This window comes from Neotamlana sedimentorum (assembly GCF_000943565.1).
Taxonomy (GTDB): domain Bacteria; phylum Bacteroidota; class Bacteroidia; order Flavobacteriales; family Flavobacteriaceae; genus Neotamlana; species Neotamlana sedimentorum.
Genome location: NZ_JTDW01000010.1, coordinates 87,535 through 109,705 on the forward strand (window position 1 = coordinate 87,535; position 22,171 = coordinate 109,705).

At 33.0% G+C, this 22,171-nt stretch carries 18 protein-coding genes; 2 read left to right on the plus strand and 16 right to left on the minus strand.

Translation table 11 applies throughout. The annotated features are described in order from the left end of the window. Nucleotides 1–96 precede the first annotated feature (96 nt). A complete protein-coding gene (locus tag PW52_RS12720) occupies nucleotides 97–1,278 on the plus strand; it encodes a DUF1624 domain-containing protein (protein WP_044633341.1) in 1,182 nt (393 codons plus the stop codon). A gap of 28 nt (nucleotides 1,279–1,306) precedes the next feature. Here PW52_RS12720 and PW52_RS12725 read toward each other — a convergent pair whose 3' ends face one another. From PW52_RS12725 to PW52_RS12770, 10 genes are all read right to left on the minus strand, one after another. After that, complete coding sequence (locus PW52_RS12725) at nucleotides 1,307–1,855, minus strand: hypothetical protein (protein WP_044633342.1); 549 nt, start codon at nucleotides 1,853–1,855, stop codon at nucleotides 1,307–1,309. Nucleotides 1,856–1,879: 24 nt separating this feature from the next. Then, nucleotides 1,880–3,286, minus strand: coding sequence for a M20/M25/M40 family metallo-hydrolase (locus tag PW52_RS12730; protein ID WP_044633343.1), 1,407 nt, complete (start codon nucleotides 3,284–3,286; stop codon nucleotides 1,880–1,882). Between the two features lie 255 nt (nucleotides 3,287–3,541). Next, nucleotides 3,542–4,399: a PPK2 family polyphosphate kinase gene (locus tag PW52_RS12735; protein ID WP_044633344.1), complete on the minus strand. Its 858-nt coding sequence runs from the start codon at nucleotides 4,397–4,399 to the stop codon at nucleotides 3,542–3,544. A gap of 15 nt (nucleotides 4,400–4,414) precedes the next feature. Continuing rightward, nucleotides 4,415–5,578, minus strand: coding sequence for a sigma-54-dependent transcriptional regulator (locus PW52_RS12740; RefSeq protein ID WP_044633345.1), 1,164 nt, complete (start codon nucleotides 5,576–5,578; stop codon nucleotides 4,415–4,417). A 1-nt stretch (nucleotide 5,579) separates the two neighbouring features. Next, a complete protein-coding gene (locus tag PW52_RS12745) occupies nucleotides 5,580–6,458 on the minus strand; it encodes a DUF6268 family outer membrane beta-barrel protein (protein ID WP_044633346.1) in 879 nt (292 codons plus the stop codon). A gap of 37 nt (nucleotides 6,459–6,495) precedes the next feature. Continuing rightward, complete coding sequence (locus tag PW52_RS12750; RefSeq protein WP_082050911.1) at nucleotides 6,496–7,395, minus strand: mechanosensitive ion channel family protein; 900 nt, start codon at nucleotides 7,393–7,395, stop codon at nucleotides 6,496–6,498. A 1-nt stretch (nucleotide 7,396) separates the two neighbouring features. Continuing rightward, on the minus strand, nucleotides 7,397–8,701 hold the full coding sequence (locus PW52_RS12755) for an ABC transporter permease (protein WP_044633347.1): 1,305 nt from the start codon (nucleotides 8,699–8,701) through the stop codon (nucleotides 7,397–7,399). 3 nt (nucleotides 8,702–8,704) lie between these two features. After that, entirely contained in the window at nucleotides 8,705–9,634 is a 930-nt protein-coding gene (locus tag PW52_RS12760) for an ABC transporter ATP-binding protein (RefSeq protein ID WP_044633348.1), read from the minus strand. A gap of 299 nt (nucleotides 9,635–9,933) precedes the next feature. Beyond that, nucleotides 9,934–11,052: a molecular chaperone DnaJ gene (dnaJ, locus tag PW52_RS12765; RefSeq protein WP_044633349.1), complete on the minus strand. Its 1,119-nt coding sequence runs from the start codon at nucleotides 11,050–11,052 to the stop codon at nucleotides 9,934–9,936. A gap of 9 nt (nucleotides 11,053–11,061) precedes the next feature. Then, nucleotides 11,062–11,613 (minus strand): nucleotide exchange factor GrpE, encoded by a 552-nt coding sequence (locus PW52_RS12770; protein ID WP_044633350.1) that lies wholly within the window; start codon nucleotides 11,611–11,613, stop codon nucleotides 11,062–11,064. A gap of 163 nt (nucleotides 11,614–11,776) precedes the next feature. On the opposite strand from PW52_RS12770, the gene PW52_RS12775 reads away from it, so the two are divergent. Beyond that, nucleotides 11,777–12,430: a YceI family protein gene (locus PW52_RS12775; RefSeq protein ID WP_044633351.1), complete on the plus strand. Its 654-nt coding sequence runs from the start codon at nucleotides 11,777–11,779 to the stop codon at nucleotides 12,428–12,430. 198 nt (nucleotides 12,431–12,628) lie between these two features. Here PW52_RS12775 and PW52_RS12780 read toward each other — a convergent pair whose 3' ends face one another. From PW52_RS12780 to PW52_RS12805, 6 genes are all read right to left on the minus strand, one after another. Continuing rightward, a complete protein-coding gene (locus PW52_RS12780; RefSeq protein ID WP_044633352.1) occupies nucleotides 12,629–14,068 on the minus strand; it encodes an SLC13 family permease in 1,440 nt (479 codons plus the stop codon). 150 nt (nucleotides 14,069–14,218) lie between these two features. After that, on the minus strand, nucleotides 14,219–16,276 hold the full coding sequence (locus PW52_RS12785; protein ID WP_044633353.1) for an amidohydrolase family protein: 2,058 nt from the start codon (nucleotides 16,274–16,276) through the stop codon (nucleotides 14,219–14,221). 29 nt (nucleotides 16,277–16,305) lie between these two features. Beyond that, nucleotides 16,306–17,427, minus strand: a complete 1,122-nt coding sequence (locus tag PW52_RS12790; RefSeq protein WP_082050913.1) for an FG-GAP repeat domain-containing protein — start codon at nucleotides 17,425–17,427, stop codon at nucleotides 16,306–16,308. A 16-nt stretch (nucleotides 17,428–17,443) separates the two neighbouring features. Further along, nucleotides 17,444–19,447, minus strand: a complete 2,004-nt coding sequence (locus tag PW52_RS12795) for an amidohydrolase family protein (protein ID WP_052823498.1) — start codon at nucleotides 19,445–19,447, stop codon at nucleotides 17,444–17,446. Nucleotides 19,448–19,481: 34 nt separating this feature from the next. After that, the gene (locus PW52_RS12800; RefSeq protein WP_052823499.1) at nucleotides 19,482–20,624 is read right to left on the minus strand and encodes a dipeptidase; all 1,143 of its coding nucleotides are present in this window, start codon (nucleotides 20,622–20,624) and stop codon (nucleotides 19,482–19,484) included. A gap of 131 nt (nucleotides 20,625–20,755) precedes the next feature. After that, complete coding sequence (locus PW52_RS12805; RefSeq protein WP_044633354.1) at nucleotides 20,756–22,156, minus strand: RagB/SusD family nutrient uptake outer membrane protein; 1,401 nt, start codon at nucleotides 22,154–22,156, stop codon at nucleotides 20,756–20,758. Between the last annotated feature and the right edge of the window lie 15 nt (nucleotides 22,157–22,171).

The following is a 22,171-nucleotide window of genomic DNA, read 5'->3' on the forward strand; positions in this document are numbered from 1 at the left end:
ATTTTAAAATTAGCCAAATAATTAAAACCCATACCTGTAAAACAAAAAAATTCTTTTTACTACCTTTAATTGATAATAAGCACTAATTAAAACTGCATGAGTATTACAAAACCAAGCCGTATAGAGTCAATAGACATATTAAGAGGAGTCGTTATGGTGATTATGGCATTGGATCATGTTAGAGATTATTTTCATTTTGGTTCGTTTTTTTCCGATCCTACAAATTTAGAAACCACAACTCCTATTCTTTTTTTCACCAGGTTTATTACGCATTATTGCGCTCCTGTATTTATATTTTTAGCCGGCACATCGGCATATTTATACGGCAGTAAAAAAGCAAAACGGAAGCTTTTTAAATTCTTAATTACACGAGGAATATGGTTAATTTTACTCTCGGTAATAATTAATAATTTTCTTTGGAAATTCGATGTTACTTATAGTTTCATCATATTACAAGTTATTTGGGCCATTGGCTTGTGTATGATTTTGTTATCGTTTACCATTTATTTACCAATAAAATACATTTTAGTTTTAGGCTGTATTTTAGTTGCCGGCCATAATGCTTTAGATGGCATTACCGTGCAAGGAAATAGTTTTAAATCTATTTTATGGTACATTTTACATCAACAGCAATTCCTTCAAATAGGCAACACTTATTTTGCATTTGTCTACCCAATTATTCCTTGGTTTGGCGTTATTTGTTTGGGGTATTGTTTTGGTCAATTATATAAAAGAGATTTTAATAAAAGCACTAGAAAAAAGTATTTACTAATACTTGGTTCTGCTTCAATAATTGCGTTTTTTATAATTCGCGGATTAAATATTTATGGTGATTTGGTGCCTTGGGAAGTACAAGATACAACATCAAAAACCATGATGGCATTTTTTAAAGTCACTAAATATCCGCCATCTTTATGCTATTTATTAATAACATTAGGGCCTGCACTTTTATTTTTATATGGTATTGAATCGTTTAAAAATAAAATAACCAACTTCTTTTTAGTTTTTGGACGTGTACCTTTGTTTTATTATTTTTTACATATCCTGTTAATTCATGTTTTGGCCATTTTTGGTATGCTTATTTTTGGTGGAAATTGGCAACACATGATATTAACTTCGGATGTATTTATGAACGCCAAACTTGCCAATTACGGGTATTCCCTTTTTGTAGTGTATTGCGTTTGGGTTGGTGTTATAGCACTACTCTACTTCCCAAGTAAAAAATACATGCTTTATAAAGCGAAAAACAAAGATAAATGGTGGCTAAGCTATTTGTAGAAACTAACTTAATTAGTTAAAACAATTTTCAGCTTTTAACCTTTCCTGAAAATAAATTTACCTTTGTGGTAAACGGATTTCCAGAGGCACGGCGCAAGGTTACCAATTGCCCACAATGCCAAATAGCATCGGCAATTGGCCCATTTATAAGATTCCAAAACGGATACTTATTATTATCGAAAAGAGCAATATCTTTAGTTTTATTTAAAATATCAGACGCCTTTTTTAAGTTTAATAGAGTTTGTTTACGTTTATCATCGAAACTTGCCATTTGTTTTGAATTAACAACCTCCTCGGCAGATAAGTACTTTAAAATAGAGGTAGTTAAACTCAAAATGTGATCTATTGTTTCATCGCTGGTACGTGCACTTTCAGAGGCTTTATAAGCTAAATCCTCAGGGCGTAAACCTTCGCTTGCCCAAAAATATCGAAACCCTAAACCATCTACCATTCGAGCTGCTACACTTCCAGCAGTGTAGATTTTTGAAGGTTCTGGAATTTCGTAATACGGTAATTTTTCTTGAGCCATACTAAACATTGTACACATTAACGTTAAAGAAACCAAAATTTTCTTCATAATAACTATTTAATTATCAGAAAATTAATCTTTAAGCTCTGATGTTTTCGAAATTGGATTTACCCCATATTTATCGAACAAATACACCAAAGCTGTCATGGTAGCAGCACCAAGTTCTAATTCGCGTTTGTTAATAGCATCGAAAGTATCATTACTTGCATGATGATGATCGAAATAACGTTGCGAATCTGGGCGTAAACCACAAAGCACATTGCTATCTGTTTTTAATGGGCCAACATCGGCACCACTTCCACCTTTTTCAAAAAAGTGAATTAAGTATGGTTTAAACAGTTTTTGCCAACTTAATACTTGCTCGAATGCCGCATCGGTACAATCGAAACTAAATCCTCGAGGTGTAAAACCTCCGGCATCGCTTTCTAATGCAAAAATGTGATTTTCTCCTTTTTGTTTAGCTACTTCTGCATATTTTTTACCACCACGTAATCCATTTTCCTCATTCATAAATAAAACTACACGAATGCTACGTTTTGGTTTTATTCCCGATTCTTTTAATAAACGCAACACATCCATTGATTGTACAACGCCTGCACCATCATCGTGAGAACCATCACCTAAATCCCAAGAATCTAAATGCCCACCAACAATCATATATTCGTTAGGAAATTCGCTTCCTGTAATTTGGCCAATAACATTATAAGATTGCACATCGGCCAACTGTTTACAGCTTTGTTTAAAGTAAAATTTAACATCCTTATTAAGTTTAAGCATCGCACTTAATAATTCGGCATCGTTTGTACTAATGGCTGCAGAAGGTATGCGTTTATCTACAGGCAAATCGCCATAAGTCATGCTACCCGTGTGTGGTAAATCGTCTAGCCTTAAATTCATAGAACGTACAATGACACCAATAGCTCCATATTTTGAAGCTTCGAGCGCTCCTTTGTAACGTTGGTTAACACAACCACCGTAGGCTTGAAAGGTTTGTATAAGTTCGGCTTCCATTGGACGATTGTAAAATACAATTTTGCCTTCTACGTTCTTTTTTCCTAAAGCTTTTAATTCTTCAAAATTCTGAACTTCGACTACATTAGCTTTTAACCCCAAGGCTGGTGTTGCTACCGAGCCACCTAGCGCACAAATATTTACATTATTTGTTTTTCCTGGTTCACTTTCTATAAATGCAAATTCTTTTGCACCTCGAATCCAGCGCGGTACCATCACGGGTTGCAACCAAACCTTATCTAAGCCTAATTTTTCTAGTTCTTCTTTTGTATAATCTACTGCTTTTTCTGCTCCTAAAGAACCCGATAAACGACTGCCTATTTGGTTGGATAGATGGTTTAACCAATCGTAACTTTTACCGTTAGTTAACGATTGTGTAAATATAGTTCGTAATGCGGCCTCGTCTGCGGTTTGCGAAAAACCAATAATCGATGCCAATAATGCTGTTAAAAGGGTGATTTTTTTCATTGTAACATGTTAAGACTTTAAAAATAGTATTTCTGTAAAATTTTAAAAACCGCTCTACACATAAAATTGTGTTAACAGTTTATTTCTGTAACGCGAACTTGCGCTAACGATTGCAGCGGCATCCTTTATGTAAAACTGCAATATAACGAACCATAAATTAAACCAAAACGTTCTGCTTCTGATAACCGATTTTTACATTTAGAACCTAAGTTTTACCTAAAGATATAGCGGAAAGCGTGTTTAAGCGCCAAAAAACTACTCGCTACTAAGTTGGTTTTTGTAAGCTTCCAGGTTTTCTTTTATATCGTCGTCTAGTTCTGGCTCAACAATATCGGTATATTTCATGAGCTCGTCGTAAATGGTTTTTGCCACTATGTAACGGGCAGAAGGTTTATCGTCTGCTGGAACAACATACCACGGCGCGTGAGGTTTCGAGGTTTTGTTTATAGCATCTTGATAACAATCTTGATAAGCATTCCAAAGTTTGCGCTCTTTTAAATCGCTTGGTGAAAATTTCCAGTTTTTTTCCTGCTTTTCTAAGCGACGTATAAGTCGGTTTTTTTGCTCTCCTTTTGATAAGTTTAAAAAGAATTTAAAGATGATGGTACCGTTTTGAGTAATATGCTTTTCGAAATTATTTATTTGCTCGAATCGCTTGTCCCAAAAAGCATCGTTAACATCGTCTACCGAATTTACATCGGGTAAATTCTCGCCTAAAATATATTCTCGATGCACTCGTGTTACTAATACATTTTCGTAATGTGTGCGGTTAAATACACCAAACTTACCGCGCGGTGGTAATGCAATATAATGCCTCCACAAGTAATCGTGGTCGCGTTCTAAATCGGTTGGTACTTTAAAACTTTGAACCTCTACACCACGTACATTAAAATCTTTAAAAACTTCACGAATTAAACTATCTTTTCCAGCCGTATCCATACCTTGTAAACATACTAAAACCGCATATTTATTATGAGCATACATGGTATTTTGCCAATCGCCAAGATCTTTACGTACCTTTTTCAGTTCTTTCTTCGCATCTGGAATAACAACTTTTGATGTAAGCTCCTTTAAGTTTATACTTTTAGTAACCTTATAATCATTCTGTTCCATTTTTAAAAATTTTTATTATTTACTAGCAAAAGCCTTTACATCTTGCTCACTTACTTCCGTACCACCTAAAATTATTAATCGTTCTACAACATTTCGTAATTCGCGTATATTTCCTGTCCAATCGTAATCTTGAAGTAATTTAATAGCCTTGTCGGAAAAAGTTTTTTTAGCAGTTCCTTGTTCTAAAGCTATTTTAGCAGAAAAATGATTTACCAATAAAGGAATATCTTCACGTCTATCGTTTAAGGCTGGAACTTTTATTAAAATAACTGCTAAACGGTGGTATAAATCTTCACGAAATTTACCTTCTTCTATTTCCTTTTTAAGATTTTTGTTGGTGGCAGCAACCACACGAACATTAACTTTTATATCTTTATCACTACCAACACGTTGAATACGGCTTTCTTGTAAAGCCCTTAATACTTTAGCTTGAGCCGACAGACTCATATCGCCAATTTCATCTAAAAAAATCGTACCGCCATTGGCTGCTTCAAATTTACCAGCACGATCTTTATTGGCACTTGTAAATGCGCCTTTTACATGCCCAAATAACTCACTTTCAATTAATTCCGAAGGAATTGCAGCACAATTCACCTCAATCATAGCTCCTTTGGCTCGTTCACTTTTTTCGTGCAACCAATGCGCTACTAATTCTTTACCAGTTCCGTTAGGTCCTGTTACTAAAACACGAGCGTCAGTTGGCGCAACTTTATCAATCATGTCCTTAATTTGCACAATAGCAGGACTTTCTCCTATCATCTCGTACTTCTTACTTACTTTTTTCTTTAAGATTTTATTTTCTAAAACCAATTCCTTTTTATCCAAAGCATTGCGAACTGTATTTAATAAACGATTTAAATCTGGTGGTTTCGAAATATAATCGAAAGCTCCTAAGCGCATGGTATTAACAGCTGTATCAAGATCGCCATGACCCGAAATCATGACAAAGGGAATTTCAGGTTTTATTTTTTTTGTAGCTTCGAGCACCTCAACACCATCCATTTTTGGCATTTTTATATCGCATAAAACCAAATCGAAATCGTCATTTTTTATCTTATCGATACCTAAAAGACCATCTTCGGCTTCTTCTACTTTATACGTGTCGTTTTCTTCAGAAAGAATTTTAACCAATACTCTACGTATTGCAGCTTCATCTTCAATTACTAATATTTTTGGCATTTTAAAACTTATATTTTATTCCTGTTCTTAAATAGAATGCATTTCTATCATCTAATTTATAAATTTCATCTCTATTATCGTTTCTTAACACATTATTTAACCTAAACGAATATCCTGAATACATATAACCCATAATATGTTTAGTAAAAAAGTACTGATAACCAGCGCCTCCAACCACAACGGATAGTGAGATATGGTCTACCTCTTGCCCATTAACTACTGTTGGCCTTTGCAAATGTGCCAAATAACCATCGAGACCTATAAATGATAATAAAACATGTTTATCGTTAATATTATATTTTAAACTAGATTTAGGCACTCCTAAATTATATTCCCAATGTTCGTTTATTTTCCTCGTGTAACTTATAAATGGCAACGGAAATGGTAAGCCTGTAGTCGCATTATATGTTAAGCCTAGAACTAAACGATAAGGATGTTTTAAACTTGTATCGTCCATTCTGTCTGTTACAAAATATACACCACCGTTAATAAAAATATCATCTTTTGTAATGCTTCTTGTTAATGTGGAAGCTACTCTAGGATTAACTTTAAAACCAATACGCCATTTTTTATTCCATTTAAATGTATAACCTAAATTAAAATCGATAATATGTATAGTATTTAATCCTGACGTTTCAAACGGATAAGTTTCTTCCAAGTTTAAAATAACACGGTTATACTCTGCTCCAAAAACCAAATAATCGCTGTCCTTTATTTGTATCGGGTAATTAAACAACGCTCGCAACCTAGTGTATTGATCTTGAGATTTAGATTTGGGTATAAATGAATATTCTAGTCTAAATAAATCTGTTAACTGGGCGTTCGCTGAAGCTGTTATTAAATATATGAAAAGTAAAACAATCACTGATTTATTTAGCATATAAAATGAATTATTTTAAGTGAATAAATTTAAGTTTTTATAATTTTTTAATATAAATATCTCTTTGCGGAAATGGTATACTAATATTGTGTTCTCTAAAAAGTCTATCTATTTCGAATCTAATATCACTTTTCGGAAAACTTGCCTTGAAACTATCGTTAATAGTAAAAACAATTTTAAAATCTAAGGAGCTCTCTCCAAAATCGGTAAAAACAACCGTTGGTTCGGGTTCACTTAACACACTAGGATGAGTACTTGCAGCTTGTATCAATAATCTTTTTACTAATTGCACATCGCTACCGTAAGCAACACCAACAGCAACAAACTCGCGAGTAATTGATCCGTTCTGAGTCCAGTTAAATAAGCTATTTTCTAAATATAAATGATTTGGTATAATAAGTACCTTATTATCTATGGTAACCGCTCTCGTTGTTCGTAATTTAATCTCTTCTACACGGCCAATTTTACCATCAATTTCAATAATATCGCCTACATGAACACTTTGATCAATTAATATAAAAATACCCGAAATGATGTCTTGAAATAAGGTTTGCAACGCCAAACCAATACCTATTAGTAAGGCTGCTGACGCTGCAAAAATTGCTGTAACATTAAAGCCTATAGAATCTAAAACTACCAATAATACTATAATGTAAATTATCCAGCGTGCAAACGAGAATACCGTATTAAACTTTACCTTATCTTCATTCGGCATTTTTCGAGTTACAAGCTTTTTAAAAACTCTTAAAAAATAAGTTGTAGCAATAAGAACTAAAGAAACTAGTAAAACATATTTTACCCTTAAGACGATAGCATGCGCATCTTCACCAGATCCATAGGTAAAATCTAAAATTTTAAACTCTAAAAAGCTTACAAATTTTTCCCAAATACTACTTTCGGTTATAGTTTCTTCTATTTTATATAAATCTTGAATCATATTAATATTTAATCCACTTTATAAGTTCTTTATAACTTGGTTTTTTGCCATACATTAAAATGCCTACACGATATATTTTTGCAGCAAACCAAACAGTAAACGTAAACGATGCCAATAATATTACTAAAGAAATTAATTGCTGCCAAATAGGCACACCAAAAGGAATACGCATAAGCATCACTACGGGAGATGTTAAAGGAATATATGAAAAAATTGTGGATACGGTACCATGAGGGTCCTCTATAACTGTAAACACACCAATATATACAGCCAATATTAAAGGCATAATAATTGGCAACATAAACTGTTGCGTATCGGTTTCGTTATCTACGGCAGCACCAATAGCTGCATAAAGTGAACTGTATAGCAAATAACCTCCCACAAAAAATAAAACAAAAGCAACTATTAAATTTGTAATAGGTAAATTATAAAAGGCCTCCATTACGTTTTGCACTTGGGTATTGATCTCTGAAGAGGCCACAGATTGCACTACCATTTGTTGCTGCGGTGTTTGTACCTCAATACCAAACACAAACGATACTACTGTTATCAAAATACTTCCTAAAATAAGCCAAATTACAAATTGGGTTATACCAGCTAATGACGTGCCAATTATCTTTCCCAACATAAGCTGAACAGGTTTTACTGATGATATAATAACCTCTATAATACGGCTTGTTTTCTCTTCAATAACACTTCGCATTATCATGTTACCATAAATTATAATAAACATAAACAGCAAATAGCCTGCAGCACCGCCAAAAATAAGTTTTACAACGCTATCTATTTTTGATGTTTTTTCTCCCTCAAAACTTTCTTGAGCCATATTTATTTTTACCCTAGCCGCATTTATTGTGTCGACATTTACACCCTTATTTTTTAAATTTCTTGAGGTAAAAGCCTTTTCTAATTTTTCTTCTATATCTGAAATCAAACTAAGTGATGGAGACTCTTCAGAATAAAATTTCACATGATTTGAAGCTTCTTCCAAATTACTAAAAGATTCTATATGAAGTAAACCATATGATTTTGCCTCCTTGGTTAAGGTTTGGGCATCAGTTAAATGCATGCCAGACAACACATTATAACTTGTTTTATCTGAATTTTCAAACGCGTTTTCTAAAAAACCAGATTCGTCAAGCACTGTTATAACTCTTACTTTATCATTATTAAGTTGCGATAAATAAGCCACTACAGACACTAATATTATCATAATTACAGGGCTTAACACAGTCATGATAATAAAAGCCTTATTTCGAACTTTATTTAAATATTCGCGTTTTATAATAAGCGGTAAATGGTTCATGTTTTAGTTATTATTCTTTACAGTTTGAATAAAAATATCGTTTACACTAGGAATTAATTCTACAAAATGAGATACTTCAGATTTTGTAGTTAAATAGCTTAATAAATCATTAGGTTTATCCATATCTTTAAGCTTAATATTTAGTTTTAACTCATTATCTAAAGTTTTAAAATAAGCTTTTGAAATAGAAAACTTTTCGGCTAATTCTTGTTCCAATTTAACATTATCTTCTGTTCGTAAACCTACCTCAAACGTATTACTTTTATATTGTCGTTTTACTTCTGTGAGCTTGCCGTCAAGAATTTTATTTGATTTGTTAATTAAGGCAATATCATCGCACAATTCTTCAACTGATTCCATTCTATGGGTAGAAAAAATAACGGTTGCTCCTTTTTCTCTAAGATGTAAAATTTCATCTTTTATTAAATTGGCATTTATAGGATCGAACCCAGAAAAGGGTTCGTCAAAAATCAACAATTTTGGCTCATGTAAAACGGTAACCACGAATTGTACCTTTTGCGCCATTCCTTTTGATAATTCCTGTATTTTCTTGTTCCACCAATCTCCAATTTCTAGTCTATCAAACCAATATTTAAGTCGTTGTCTTGCTTCAGTCTTACTTAATCCCTTTAATTGAGCTAAATATAATGCTTGTTCTCCAACTTTCATAGATTTGTATAAACCACGTTCTTCAGGTAAATAGCCAATATCTCTTATGTGCTTTTCTTGCAGTGTTTCACCATCCAAAAACACCTCGCCAGTATCAGGCATTGTAATTTGATTAATTACACGAATTAAAGTGGTTTTTCCAGCACCATTTGGTCCTAACAAGCCAAAAATACTCCCATTAGGCACCGCCAACGAAACATTATTTAATGCAGTAAACGTTCCAAACTTTTTTGAAACATTATTAACTTCTAATAAGTTAGTCATTTAGTTATTTTATTTACTTAAAAGAATGTAAATATATTAAATGTTAATAGCACATAGCTAAGTAAAACATAAAAGATGTTAGCTATTTGTAATAAAAAAACAAAACCCACCCTTAATAAATTAAGGATGGGAAAAAAATTGCTATGAAAAAGAAAAATTATCACTAAATTAATTAGTGATAGTCAAATATACCTATTTTTTTTGTACGAAAGTTAAAATTTGTATATAACTTTTAACATTGAGAATAAAAAAACCGCAATATTTTTGCGGTTTTTATTAAATAAAAATGTCCTATTTAATTAAGAAAACATATCTTTTACTTTCTCAAAGAAAGACTTGTCTGAACTTTCCGGTTTTGGTTCGAAATGCTCATCTGCCATCATACCTTCAAAAAACTCTTTTTGTTTTTTATTAAGTGTTTTTGGTGTCCATACATTTACATGTACTAGTAAATCACCTGATCCGTAACCATTTATACTTGGAATTCCTTTTCCGCGTAAGCGTAAAATCTTACCCGATTGCACACCTGCATCAATTGGTATACGTACTTTACCTGTTACGGTATTTATTTCTTTTGAAGTTCCTAAAACAGCTTCTGGAAAACTAATATATAAATCGTAGTGTAAATTATCACCTTCACGTTGTAACTTATCATGAGTTTCTTCTTCAATTACTACAATTAAATCTCCAGAAATACCATTTCCTGGTGCTTCATTTCCTTTACCTGAAACTTTAAGCTGCATTCCATCTACTACACCTGCAGGTATTTTAATAGATACTGTTTCTTCGGCTACTTTTAAGCCTTGTGCATCTGCATCGGCTGGTTTTTTATCTATAGTTTGTCCAGAACCACCACAAACATTACAAGGAGATGCGGTTTGCATTCTACCTAAAATAGTATTTGCAATTCTAGTTACCTGTCCAGTTCCATTACAAGTAGAACATGTTTTGTAGCTTACCCCTGGTGCTTGGATTTTGCGTTTTACCTTAATTTTTTTCTCAACACCATTGGCTATTTCTTCTAAAGTAAGCTTAACACGAATGCGTAAATTACTGCCTTTTACACGACGTTGACCACCGCCACCGCCAAAACCAGAAAAACCGCCAAAACCACCGCCGCCAAAAATATCGCCAAATTGACTGAATATGTCATCCATATTCATGCCACCGCCGCCTCCACCGCCGAATCCGCCTTCGAAAGCTTGGTGTCCAAATTGGTCGTAGCGCGCTTTTTTATCGGCATCGCTTAACACTTCATACGCTTCGGCCGCTTCTTTAAATTTAGCTTCTGCTTCTTTATTGTCCGGATTTTTATCGGGATGAAATTCAATTGCTTTTTTACGGTAAGCCTTTTTAATTTCGGCTGCCGATGCACCTTTACTTAATCCTAATATTTCGTAATAATCTCTCTTCGCCATGTTTTTGGTTTATTGTCCTATGACCACTTTTGGGAAACGAATTACTTTTTCACCTAATTTGTAACCCTTTTCAATAACATCTATTATTTTACCTTTTAAATCATCTGTTGGTGCAGGAATTTGTGTAACAGCCTCATGATTATCAGCATTAAAAGTTTCGCCTTTTTCTACTGCAATAGCTTTTAAACCTTTTTGCTCAAGTGTATTTACCATTTTTTGATAAATTAATAACACCCCTTTTCTTAACTCCTCAGCTTCTTTATCTTCTTCAATATGTGTTAAGGCACGCTCGAAATCATCTAAAATTGGCAATAAGGTTTTCATAACCCCTTCACTAGCTGTAGAAAACAACTCGATTCGTTCTTTTGATGTTCGTTTTTTATAATTTTCGAATTCTGCAAACAAGCGTAAAAACTTATTTTTTTCTTCCTGCAATTCTTCTTGCAGTTTTTCTTCGTTTGTTAATTCTTCAACTTGTTGTTCTTCGCTTTCAACAGTTTCGGTTTCAGCAGTATTTACAGCTTCATTTTCTAAATCTTCGTTTATATCTTTTTTGCTCATTGCTAAACTTATTTTTTATACTAAAATAGGTTGGCAAAAGTACTGCCATTATTATTAAAATGCCATAATGTCATCATATTTTTTAACAAAACTTTTATTTTTAAGATTTCTTAATGAATAAACTGTTTGGTAAATTTACTATCTAACAAAAATAAAACTAAAGATGAAAAAAAATCTATTAAGCATTTTATGTATTTCAATTTTAACGCTAAGTGTTTTTTCTTGTAAAGATAAAGCAAAAGAAGCGGTGACTTCTGAAGCTGAAGCAGTTACAATGGTCGAAGCAGCAGCTATTGAATATACCGTAAATACAGATGCCTCGAGTATTGCATGGAAAGGGTTTAAACCTACAGGCGAGCACTTTGGAACGATAAGTTTAAAAAACGGCTCGATTAATTTAAAAGATGGAAAAATTACTGCCGGTAATTTTATAATTGATATGGGATCGATTGTTGTTGATGATATTCCTGCCGAGGAAAAAAGCAATGCTAAATTAGTTGGACATTTATCGAATTCGGATTTTTTTGATGTTGAAAAGTTCCCCACTGCAACTTTTGAAATTACTGGTGTTACAGAAAACGATGGTAAAACGCTTCTTTCTGGAAACTTAACACTGAAGGAAGCTACTAACAATGTAACTTTCCCAATTTCGGTAATAAATGAAGGAGATACAGTTACTTTAGAAAGTGAAACATTTACCATTGATAGAACGAAATGGAATGTACAATATGGTTCAAAATCTATTTTTGATAATTTAGGTGATAAATTTATTAATGATGATATTGAATTAAAAGTATCATTAAAAGCTACGAAATAATTTAGACCTTATTTTTAGTAGAAAGCTAATATCTCGATTAGTGTTTACAGTAAAAATTATAAAGTGTTAGAACTAACGACATTTTTACTGTAAACCTTTTTCGGGATTTTTTTTAAAACTTATCTCTCCTTAATTAGCTTTTTCTGTTTCTACCTCTATTAAATAATTAATAATGGCAGTTTAACTTTTTTAAAATAGTTAACTTAAATCCCATACTAATGGAAGTAAAAAGTACACAAAAACGGATAGTAAAATAATGGAGACTATATTTAACCAAACTCCTTTTTTAACCATATCGCCTATATTTAAATACCCTGAACCAAATACAACAGCATTTGGCGGTGTAGCAACTGGTAACATAAATGCACATGAAGCAGAAATTGTAGCACCAATTATTAAATAATATGGATGCACACCTAAAGTTGAAGCCAAAGAAATAAGAACAGGTAACAACATGGCAGTTGTTGCAATATTTGAAGTGATTTCGGTTAAAAAGTTAACCATAGCAATAACTATAACTACCAAAATAACAAATGGAAATGCTTGTAAGGCGATTAGCTTTTCTCCAAGCCAAATGGCAAGACCACTTTCTTCGAAACCTAAAGCTAAAGATAATCCTCCACCAAAAAGCAACACAATACCCCAAGGTAATTTGACTGCATCTTCCCAATGCATTATTTTTTCATCTTTTTTACTTGATGGTATTAAAAACAGAATAATTGCGAATGATACACTTATTATAGTATCATCGATTGCAGGAATAAGCTTTTGAAGTAAAAATGAACGTGTTATCCAAGCAAAAGCAGTACAACCAAATACAATTAACACCATTTTTTCTTCATAGGTTAATTTACCTAAAGCTTTTAATTGTTTGTTTATTTCTTCGCTTCCACCCGGAAATTCTTTTTGTTTAAATTTAAAAGCTATAGATGTTAAATATTTCCAGCATAAGAAAATTAAAATTACTGCAATTGGAAAACCAAATATAAACCATTGAGAAAATGAAATTTCTTCATTAAATGTTGTTTGTACAACACCAGCCAAAACTAAATTAGTAGGCGAACCCACTAAAGTACCAATACCACCAATGGAAGCACTGTAAGCAATAGCAAGCATAAGCGCCTTTCCAAAAATTTCGTTTTCGTTTTGTATTGTATTAGGATTGTCTTTTAACTGACTAACAATGGCCATACCCATTGGTAAAATCATTACAGAAGCTGCAGTATTAGAAATCCACATAGACAAAAATGCCGTGGCTATCATAAATCCTAAAATGATATTTACCACATTAGTACCCACTATTTTTATAATTGAAAGTGCTATACGTTTATGTAAATTCCATTTTTCAATAGCTATAGCTAAAATAAAACCACCTACATATAGAAAAATATATTTATGCCCATAAGTCGCCGTTGTTTGTGCTAAAGTTAAACCACCCGATAAAGGAAAAAGCACAATAGGTAATAGTGCTGTTACAGAAATAGAAACAGCTTCAGTAATCCACCAAACAGCAACCCAAGCTACAGATGCTAAAACAGCATTTGCTTGTTGGTTTAGACCTTCTGGATGAAAAAAGAGAAGAATTGAAAAGAAAGATAATGGGCCTAAAATTTGCCCGATAAGACGTTTTGAAATCATTATTTTTATTCTTAAGAAAAAATTAATTCAATATATATAAACTTTACCATGGAGACTAATTCATGAAGAAATACACACTAAAATTCAATGGTTTATATATAATTTACAACTATAAAATCTAACTAAAACTCGCATCTTCTCGTTAATTATTTATTCTTTTGGTTTAAAATCTGCTGCTTTCCATAATGGATTGCTATTATAATATCTTCCATCGGAAACAACCGCAGAAACTGTTCTAATATTCGTAATATCCTCCAAAGGGTTTTTATCTAAAATGGCTATATCTGCATCTTTTCCAACTTCTAAACTACCGGTTTGTTCTCCAAGCCCCATAGCTGTTGCTGGATTTATTGTTGCTGTTTTTATCGCTTCAAAAGGAGACATATTGCCATACTTCTGGTAAGTTTCTATTTCTAAATACAAACTGAATACAGGTACAACATTATCTGTTCCTGCTACAATAGGAATTCCTGCTTTATAGAACTTTCCTAAAATTTCCATAGATTTCGAGAAGGTTTCTCTACCTTCTTCAGATTTCTTGGCAGATACTCCTGCTCTAAAACGTTTTCCTTCCCATAATTCTGGTGCAATTCTGTACGCATCTGGCTCAATAGTTTCTAATGGATTTCCTCTTTCAAGGCTTCTAACCACATCTAAAGCTATCGTAGGATCTAGAACGGTTTTATTCTCTAAATAAAAATCAATAGCATCATTAATACGCTCGTCTGTAATGCTATTTAAACTTAACGTTGGATACACGGCACGTTTTAAATTTTTAGTAACCTTATCGGAATATAAAACCGTTAATATTCTTGAGCGATGACTAAGCATGTCCATACCCAACTCTACCGCTTTTTTAGCATGTCGTGCTTGTATTGGAACATGGCCAGTTACCGTCATCCCTTTTTTATGAGCTTCGGTTGCTAATACCTCAACAATTTCTGGTGCTACAGAAGTGTATATTTTTATTTGTTTATAACCATTTGAATGATAAAGCTCTACAACCTCTTTAGCTTCTTCTACAGATCTGGCTCTTATAATACCATTTCCCTTAACTCCTGGACCATCTGTCATTCCTGCCAATAAAATTTCTGGACCAGCAGCACCGTTAACAGCAATTTCGTCTCTAAATGCGGTTGCAAATTCTAACTCATTACCGTTATCTCTAATGGTTGTAACGCCTCCTGCTAAATAAGCCGGTCCCCATTGCACTTGGTTGGAGTGTGCATGCATATCGAATAAACCAGGAATAAGTGTTTTACCAGAAACATCAATTACTTTGGCATTCTCAGGAATTTCTACTTCATCCTTTTTGCCTATGGTTTTTATCTTGCCGTTTTCAATAATAACGGTCATGTTTTTTTGAGTAACATCGGTAACAGCATCAACTAAATCGGCACCTACTAAAGCTTTTACTGCCGATAAATCGCCATTTACTTCTTTGGTGTATTGTTTTAATTGCGCAATTTCTTCTTCTACATTACCATCAATAAATAATTGCTTAGCATCTTCGTAACCCTTTCTAATTAATTCTCTAATTTGAGTATTGGCCTTTACTACGGCTATTAGTTTATTTGACTCGTCTGTCCAAATAGTACGTCCTCCCCAATTTATACCTGTAACAACATAACGATTTAAAGGAATTTTTTCGCCTTTTATAACAGCGGTATCCTTCTTTTTAAATGTTATTGTAACCTCGTTTCTTGGTAAAGTTGGTACGGTTTTTAAGTTTTTTTCAAGACAGTAGTAATACAGCATCATTTCTGCTCCTGCCGAAATATTACTGTGTAACGGGAAAAAATCATCTAACTTTTCATGCTCTACAGTATCGAAAAATTTTTCTTTAACTATAATTTTATCAGCTTTAACATCAACCGTTAAATTACTGATAGTATCTTCTCCGCGAATGCGTTTATTCTCGTAAGATATGGGAGTTAAATTAGTGGTTAAAAGCAAATTGGTTTGCACACCTGAAATACGACCTCTTTCATTTTCACCTTGTAAAGAGCTAAGCGTAATAGTATCTTTGTTTGCTGAAAGCGTGTAACTTTCTTCTCCAATTAAAGATTGCCTTCTATAAACAAGAAAAGTACCTTCGTCTGTATAATTTTCCCATTTTGTACTTGTTTTTGAAGCACAACCGGTTAACATTAATAAAACCGAAAGTTTACTTAATTGCTTTATTTTTTTTGAATACTTAATTATCATATTTTTTTATTGGATATTTTGATGTGTCTTTAAGGAAATTTTGGTGTAAATCTGTTGAAGTAATATTGATTTAACTCATCGGAATTACTTTCAATAATATCTAGCTTACCATCGGCATTTAAATCCGAAGTTAAGATATCGTAAGTACTAAAGGCTTCATTATTTAATTGAACTTTACTCCAAGTTTGTGCATTATTAGTATTTACAAACACATTATTAGGTGCAGCAACATTACCTATTATAATATCGATATTTCCATCTAAATCTAAATCGCCTATAGATAATGAATATGATTTATCGTTACTATCATCGAAAACAACGCTGCGCTTATAATTTCCTTTTTTACTACCAAAATAAATAACGTTTGGCTCGCCAATGTTTGCTGTAATTATATCTAGGTAACCGTCTTTATCTAAATCGACAATTGCAACAGATCGGGTAATATCGTTTCCTGTTCCGTAAGGTATTTTTTTGCTGAAATTTAATTCTCCATCATTTAAATACACATAGTTTGGTTGGTCGTCGCGATTGGCAAGAACCAAATCTAAATGTCCGTCGTTATTCATATCGGCTACTTCAACATCAATTGTAGAATCTTTTTTAGATCCAAAACCTATGCTTTTAGCAAATTTGCCTGTGCCATCGTTTAAGCAAATTTCGTTTTCTTTACCTCTGTTGGTTATTAAAATATCTAAGTCGCCATCGCTATCAATATCTGCAACTACAATATTTCTGGTTGGCGCATAAGTTTCACCAAAGCTTGCTCCTTTTGTGTAATGCCCTGTGCCATCGTTTATAAAAATGTAATTCGGTGCCATATCGTTACCAACAGCAATATCTAAATCGCCATCGTTATCAAAATCTGCTAATTCTGTAGAATAACTGGTTTCCTGTTCGTCTCCTAAAATTTGAGACACTGTAAAAACACCTCGGCCATTGTTGATAAAAATACGGTTTTGTCCAGGCCAATGTCTGCCATTTGCGACTAAAATATCCATATCGCCATCGGCATCAATATCGCCTATTCCCATAGAGGCTGTGCGCTCTTTGTAGGTTCCTAAAATTAAACGACCGCTATTAAAAAATTTTAATGATTGGGCATGCAAATTGCTTACTAATATCGAAAAGCATACAAGTGTTAATATTCTCATTTGTTTAATGTCTTTATTATTTAAAATGTTTAATTCCTAAAGATTCGTAAAGTTCTTTCGCGTAAAAAAGGTTACCATCTTTCATTGTTAATTCTACACGACGTATGTTACTTATATCTTCTAAAGGATTGCCATCAATTAAAATTAAATCGGCTTTTTTACCAACTTTAATCGATCCGTAATCTTTAGATGTCTCTGTTAATTCTGCCGATTTTATAGTTGCTAATAGCAATACCTCGGCATTAGAAATTCCTGCTTTAGCATACATTTCTAATTCTCTGTGATATAAAAATCCTGGTAAACCATCGGTACCCGGAACTATTTGTATGCCTTGTTTATAAAAATCGTTTATTACCTCTAACATTTTATCAAGACTCTGGGCATATCGCTCTATTTGATATCCCGATTTTGGCAAACCTCCACTGTAAAAACCACGTTGATTCATAACCGGTAAACGACTATAGATTGGCTTATAAGTTGGACTAACCTCTCCTACTTTAGAAATATACATGTTTTCGAAAAGTGCCACTGTAGGATCGATTACTATATTTTTGTCTTTTAAAAGATTAACAAAATCAATGTATTCTTTAGATTGTAAATCTAAATGAGCTCCATGTTCTGCAGGCATAATATGGCGCAATGGTGTTCTGGTATCGATAGTGTCTGATAAAAAATTCAAAAACACCATGTTTATATGTTGAATCTCATTATAACCTTGATTTATAGCTTGTGTAGCTGTCATATAAGCAGGAATATGCCCACTAACGCGCATACCTAAATCATGAGATTTATCGGCCAATGGTTTTACCCATTCTGGCTTTATAGAACTGTATAGTTTTATTTGTTGATAGCCTAGGTCTTTATAAACTTGTACTTCTTTTAAGCCTTCTTCTAAAGAACTTACAACATTTCGTTGATTTGCATAAGGCCCAGAACCATCAATAATACCCGCAAATGTTACTATTCTTGGGCCAATAATTTCATTAGTATTAAATTGATTACTTAGGTTTTTAAGTTGTTTATTATTTGCTAAATCTCTTACCGAGGTAATTCCGCCAGCAATATGTAAAAGCCCTCTGGAATTATTGTTATGCGTATGCATATCGTACATGCCTGGTAATAAAGTTTTACCAGAACCATCAATAACTTGGGCTTCTTTATTTAACGTTTTGCTTTTACTAAAAGGATAAATGTTTTTGATAACATTATTTTCAACAACAACATCTTGATTAAATAGTAAACCTCCAGATTCTGTAAATACATTTACATTTTGAATAACTAAGGTTTGACTAATTTTATGTGTTAACCTATTCGCTTCTTGTTTTAAATAATCTATTTCTATACTATCCTGAAGCTTTTTCATGTTTAAACGCTCCGATTTGAAATCGCTTCTAATAACATGCAGGTTTCCATCTATTTTCCCTATCATTTCGTTAGATTGAAGCCAAATATATTTTGGATTCATATCTAAACCTTTAACCGCAATTAATTCTACTGACGCTCCGTTTTTTAAAGTTAAATTGTACTTTTTTAAAAGTGAAGCTTCACCTTCTGGATAAAGTTTTACCTTATGATTATTAGATGCTAGAAGGTTTTGGGCTAATATTTCGTAAATGGCTGGTGTACCATCAAAACGAAAATATAATGAAGAAGCATTGTAACCAGACTCGCCATCTCCTTTGGCATTCGACCAAGAAACTGTGCTAGGGTTTGATGAAAATTTTTCTTCAATATTAACTTTTCTATAATTAACTCCAGAAATAGTTTGAGAAGCTATTACTCCATTTTGAAGGGTTATTTTTTCAGAAAACTTTGGACCTCGACCTCTATCTGTGTATTCGTAAAAATATTCAAAACTATCTTCGCCTGTACTCCATTTTTCGTAAACGCCAGCTGCTTTTTCTCTAAAAACAACTTCGTATGATAATTTTGTATCTGTTTGATTTTCGGAATCAGAACGCTTCTTACAACTCGTAAACAAACATGTAAACACAAAAGCTAATGATAAAATATACTTCATAAAAAATGAAAAAATAAAATTTACTTGTTTTTACTTAAGGTTTTAAAGTTTCTTTATAGAAACGTAACCAATTTAATCCTAATATTTTTTCAATATCACCAGTACTATAACCACGCTTATCTAAAACTTTGGCTACTTGTAAAAATCTGTCTGGTTTATCAAGTTCAGGAATCCATGGTGGCCATTGTACTTTGTACGATGGTTTAAATCGGGTTAATCGTGGTACAAACCAGTTTTCGTAAGTTGAGCCGGTTGCTTGTAAACCTTGAATGGCAAAATCTGAAGATACGCCTACATGGTCTATTCCTCCAACATTTATGGCATGTTCTATATGGTCTACATAAGTTTCTAAAGTAGTTTCTACGCCTAATTTAGGCCCGATCATGTATCCTAAAGAAATAATTCCCATCATTCCTCCTTTATCTGCCATTGCTTTAATTTGCCCATCGGTTTTAGCTCTTGGGTGATTTTTATGCAACGCTTCGCACATAGAATGGTTTATTGAAACTGGCGCACTACTAAACTCAATACCTTCGTAAGTGGTCTGCTCACCACAATGCGATAAATCTATAATAATACCACGCTCGTTCATGTGGTTTACAACCTGAATTCCAAAATCTGATAATCCGCAGTTAGTTCTTTCTGTACTACCATCGCCAATTAAGTTTCTTGAATTATAGGTTAATTGCATCCAACGTAAACCTGCATCATAAAGTTTATCTAGGTTTTTTAAAGATTTCCCAATCATTGCAGCATTTTGAAAACCAAGCATAACCGCTGTTTTCCCTTCTTTTTTTGCTTGAATATAAACTTCGGCACTTGTGCCTAATAAAAGTTTGCCAGAATTTTCTTTTATTCTGTTTTTCCAATTGTTTAGGTTCTCGATGCACTTTGTTAAGTCTCCAGAAGAGACTGAAGCGTTAAAACCAGTATAACCAGATTCGGCTAAAGCTTTAAATGAATCTTCGCTCCAATTTCTAGCGATGATTAAACCATCGTTAACTATTGCATTTTTATAAAGCTTTTCTATTTTATTTTTAGTTAATTCTGAAACTATTGGTGCTTTCGAATTTACGTCTACAGTTTCTAAAATAGAAGTGAGCGCATTAGCTGCAAGTCCAGGAAAAAGGGTTCCAGCAGAAAGAATTTTAACTAAATTTCGTCTATTTTTCTCCAAAATAATGTGGTGTTATAAGAGTTATTTTTTTGCAATAATGGTGCAGAAACCTTAGCCTATTTATAAAATAAGCTTAGTTTATTAAACACACATTAATAGCCACTATTAATGTGTGTTATTTTTAATTTATATTAATTCCAACCTGGGTTTTGAGTGATGTTAGGGTTTACATCGGTTTCATCTTGTGGAATTGGTAAAATATTGGTGTCATCGCCATAAGGTATATAACAAATACTTGCAGTACATTGCGTTCTAACTATATCTTGTTTGTAACGCATTAAATCCCAAAGTCTTTGACCTTCAAAAGCTAATTCTAGTCTTCTTTCGAGTAAAATTTCGTCAATTAAATCTGTGCCAGTTGCTGTAACATCTGGTGCTGTTGGTAAACCTCTTTGGCGCACCATATCTAAATCGTCTTGTGCTCCAGTAATATTTGTACCAATTTGTGCTCTTGCTTCTGCTCTGTTTAAATATACTTCCGCTAGACGAATTATTTTTGTATTATCTGTACCTAGTACATCAGGATATTTATTAATTCTAAATGGTGCATAGTCACCAACCAAGAAAGTGTCTTCTAAAAACACCTGCATTCTTGCATCGTTAGTGTCATATAAGGAAACCACATCGTTCGAAGGTAAATAATCACCAAAACCGTCTATTACATAAATACCTGCTATAAGTCCACTATTATCTACGTCTGTATTTGAAATTTCAAAAATAGACTCAGAACTATTATCAACAGTCCATAAGTTTAAATAATTGTCATTAGAAACTAAAGCATAACTAGAAGAATTAATAACATCGGTAGCCATAGCCTCTGCATTTTCCCAATCTTCCATGTATAAATACACTCTTGATAATAAAGCTTTTACTGCGGTTGGCGATAAGGTGCTAGAGTTACCAGTTCTAGATGTAGTATCCATTAAACTAATTGCCGTAGTCATATCAGAAATAATCTGTTCGTACACTTCGGCAACAGTACTTCTTTCTGGCTCGTAAGTAGGATCGAAAGTTAAAATTAACGGAACTCCTAAATGGCTAGCATCTGAAGTAAATTTATAATGTTGTGCAAAAAAATTGACCAAATTAAAATACACTAACCCTCTTAAAGCATAAGCTTCACCAATAAGATGATCTTTTTCATCTTGGTTGGCAGTAGTAGCAGTTACATCAGAATTAATGACATTATTTAATGCATTATTAGTATAATACATACGAGTCCACATAGCATTTGCATTATCATCAGCAACAGTTTGTACATGTGCTGCAAAATCAATATACCTATTGGCTTGTTCATTTTGTTTTAAATCATCAGCTAGAGCATCGGCAACTAAAAACACATCTCTACCATAAAAATTGGTTCCTTGCAACACATCATATACACCAGTAATAGAAGTTTCTATATCTTCTACATTGGTTATAGCATCAACATCTGAGACAGCGAATTCAGGAGTAATTTCTAAGAATGACTCTGAACATGAAAAGCAAATTCCTATTATAATTAATACTATTATTTTATTATATTTTTTCATAAGTCTTTTATTTTA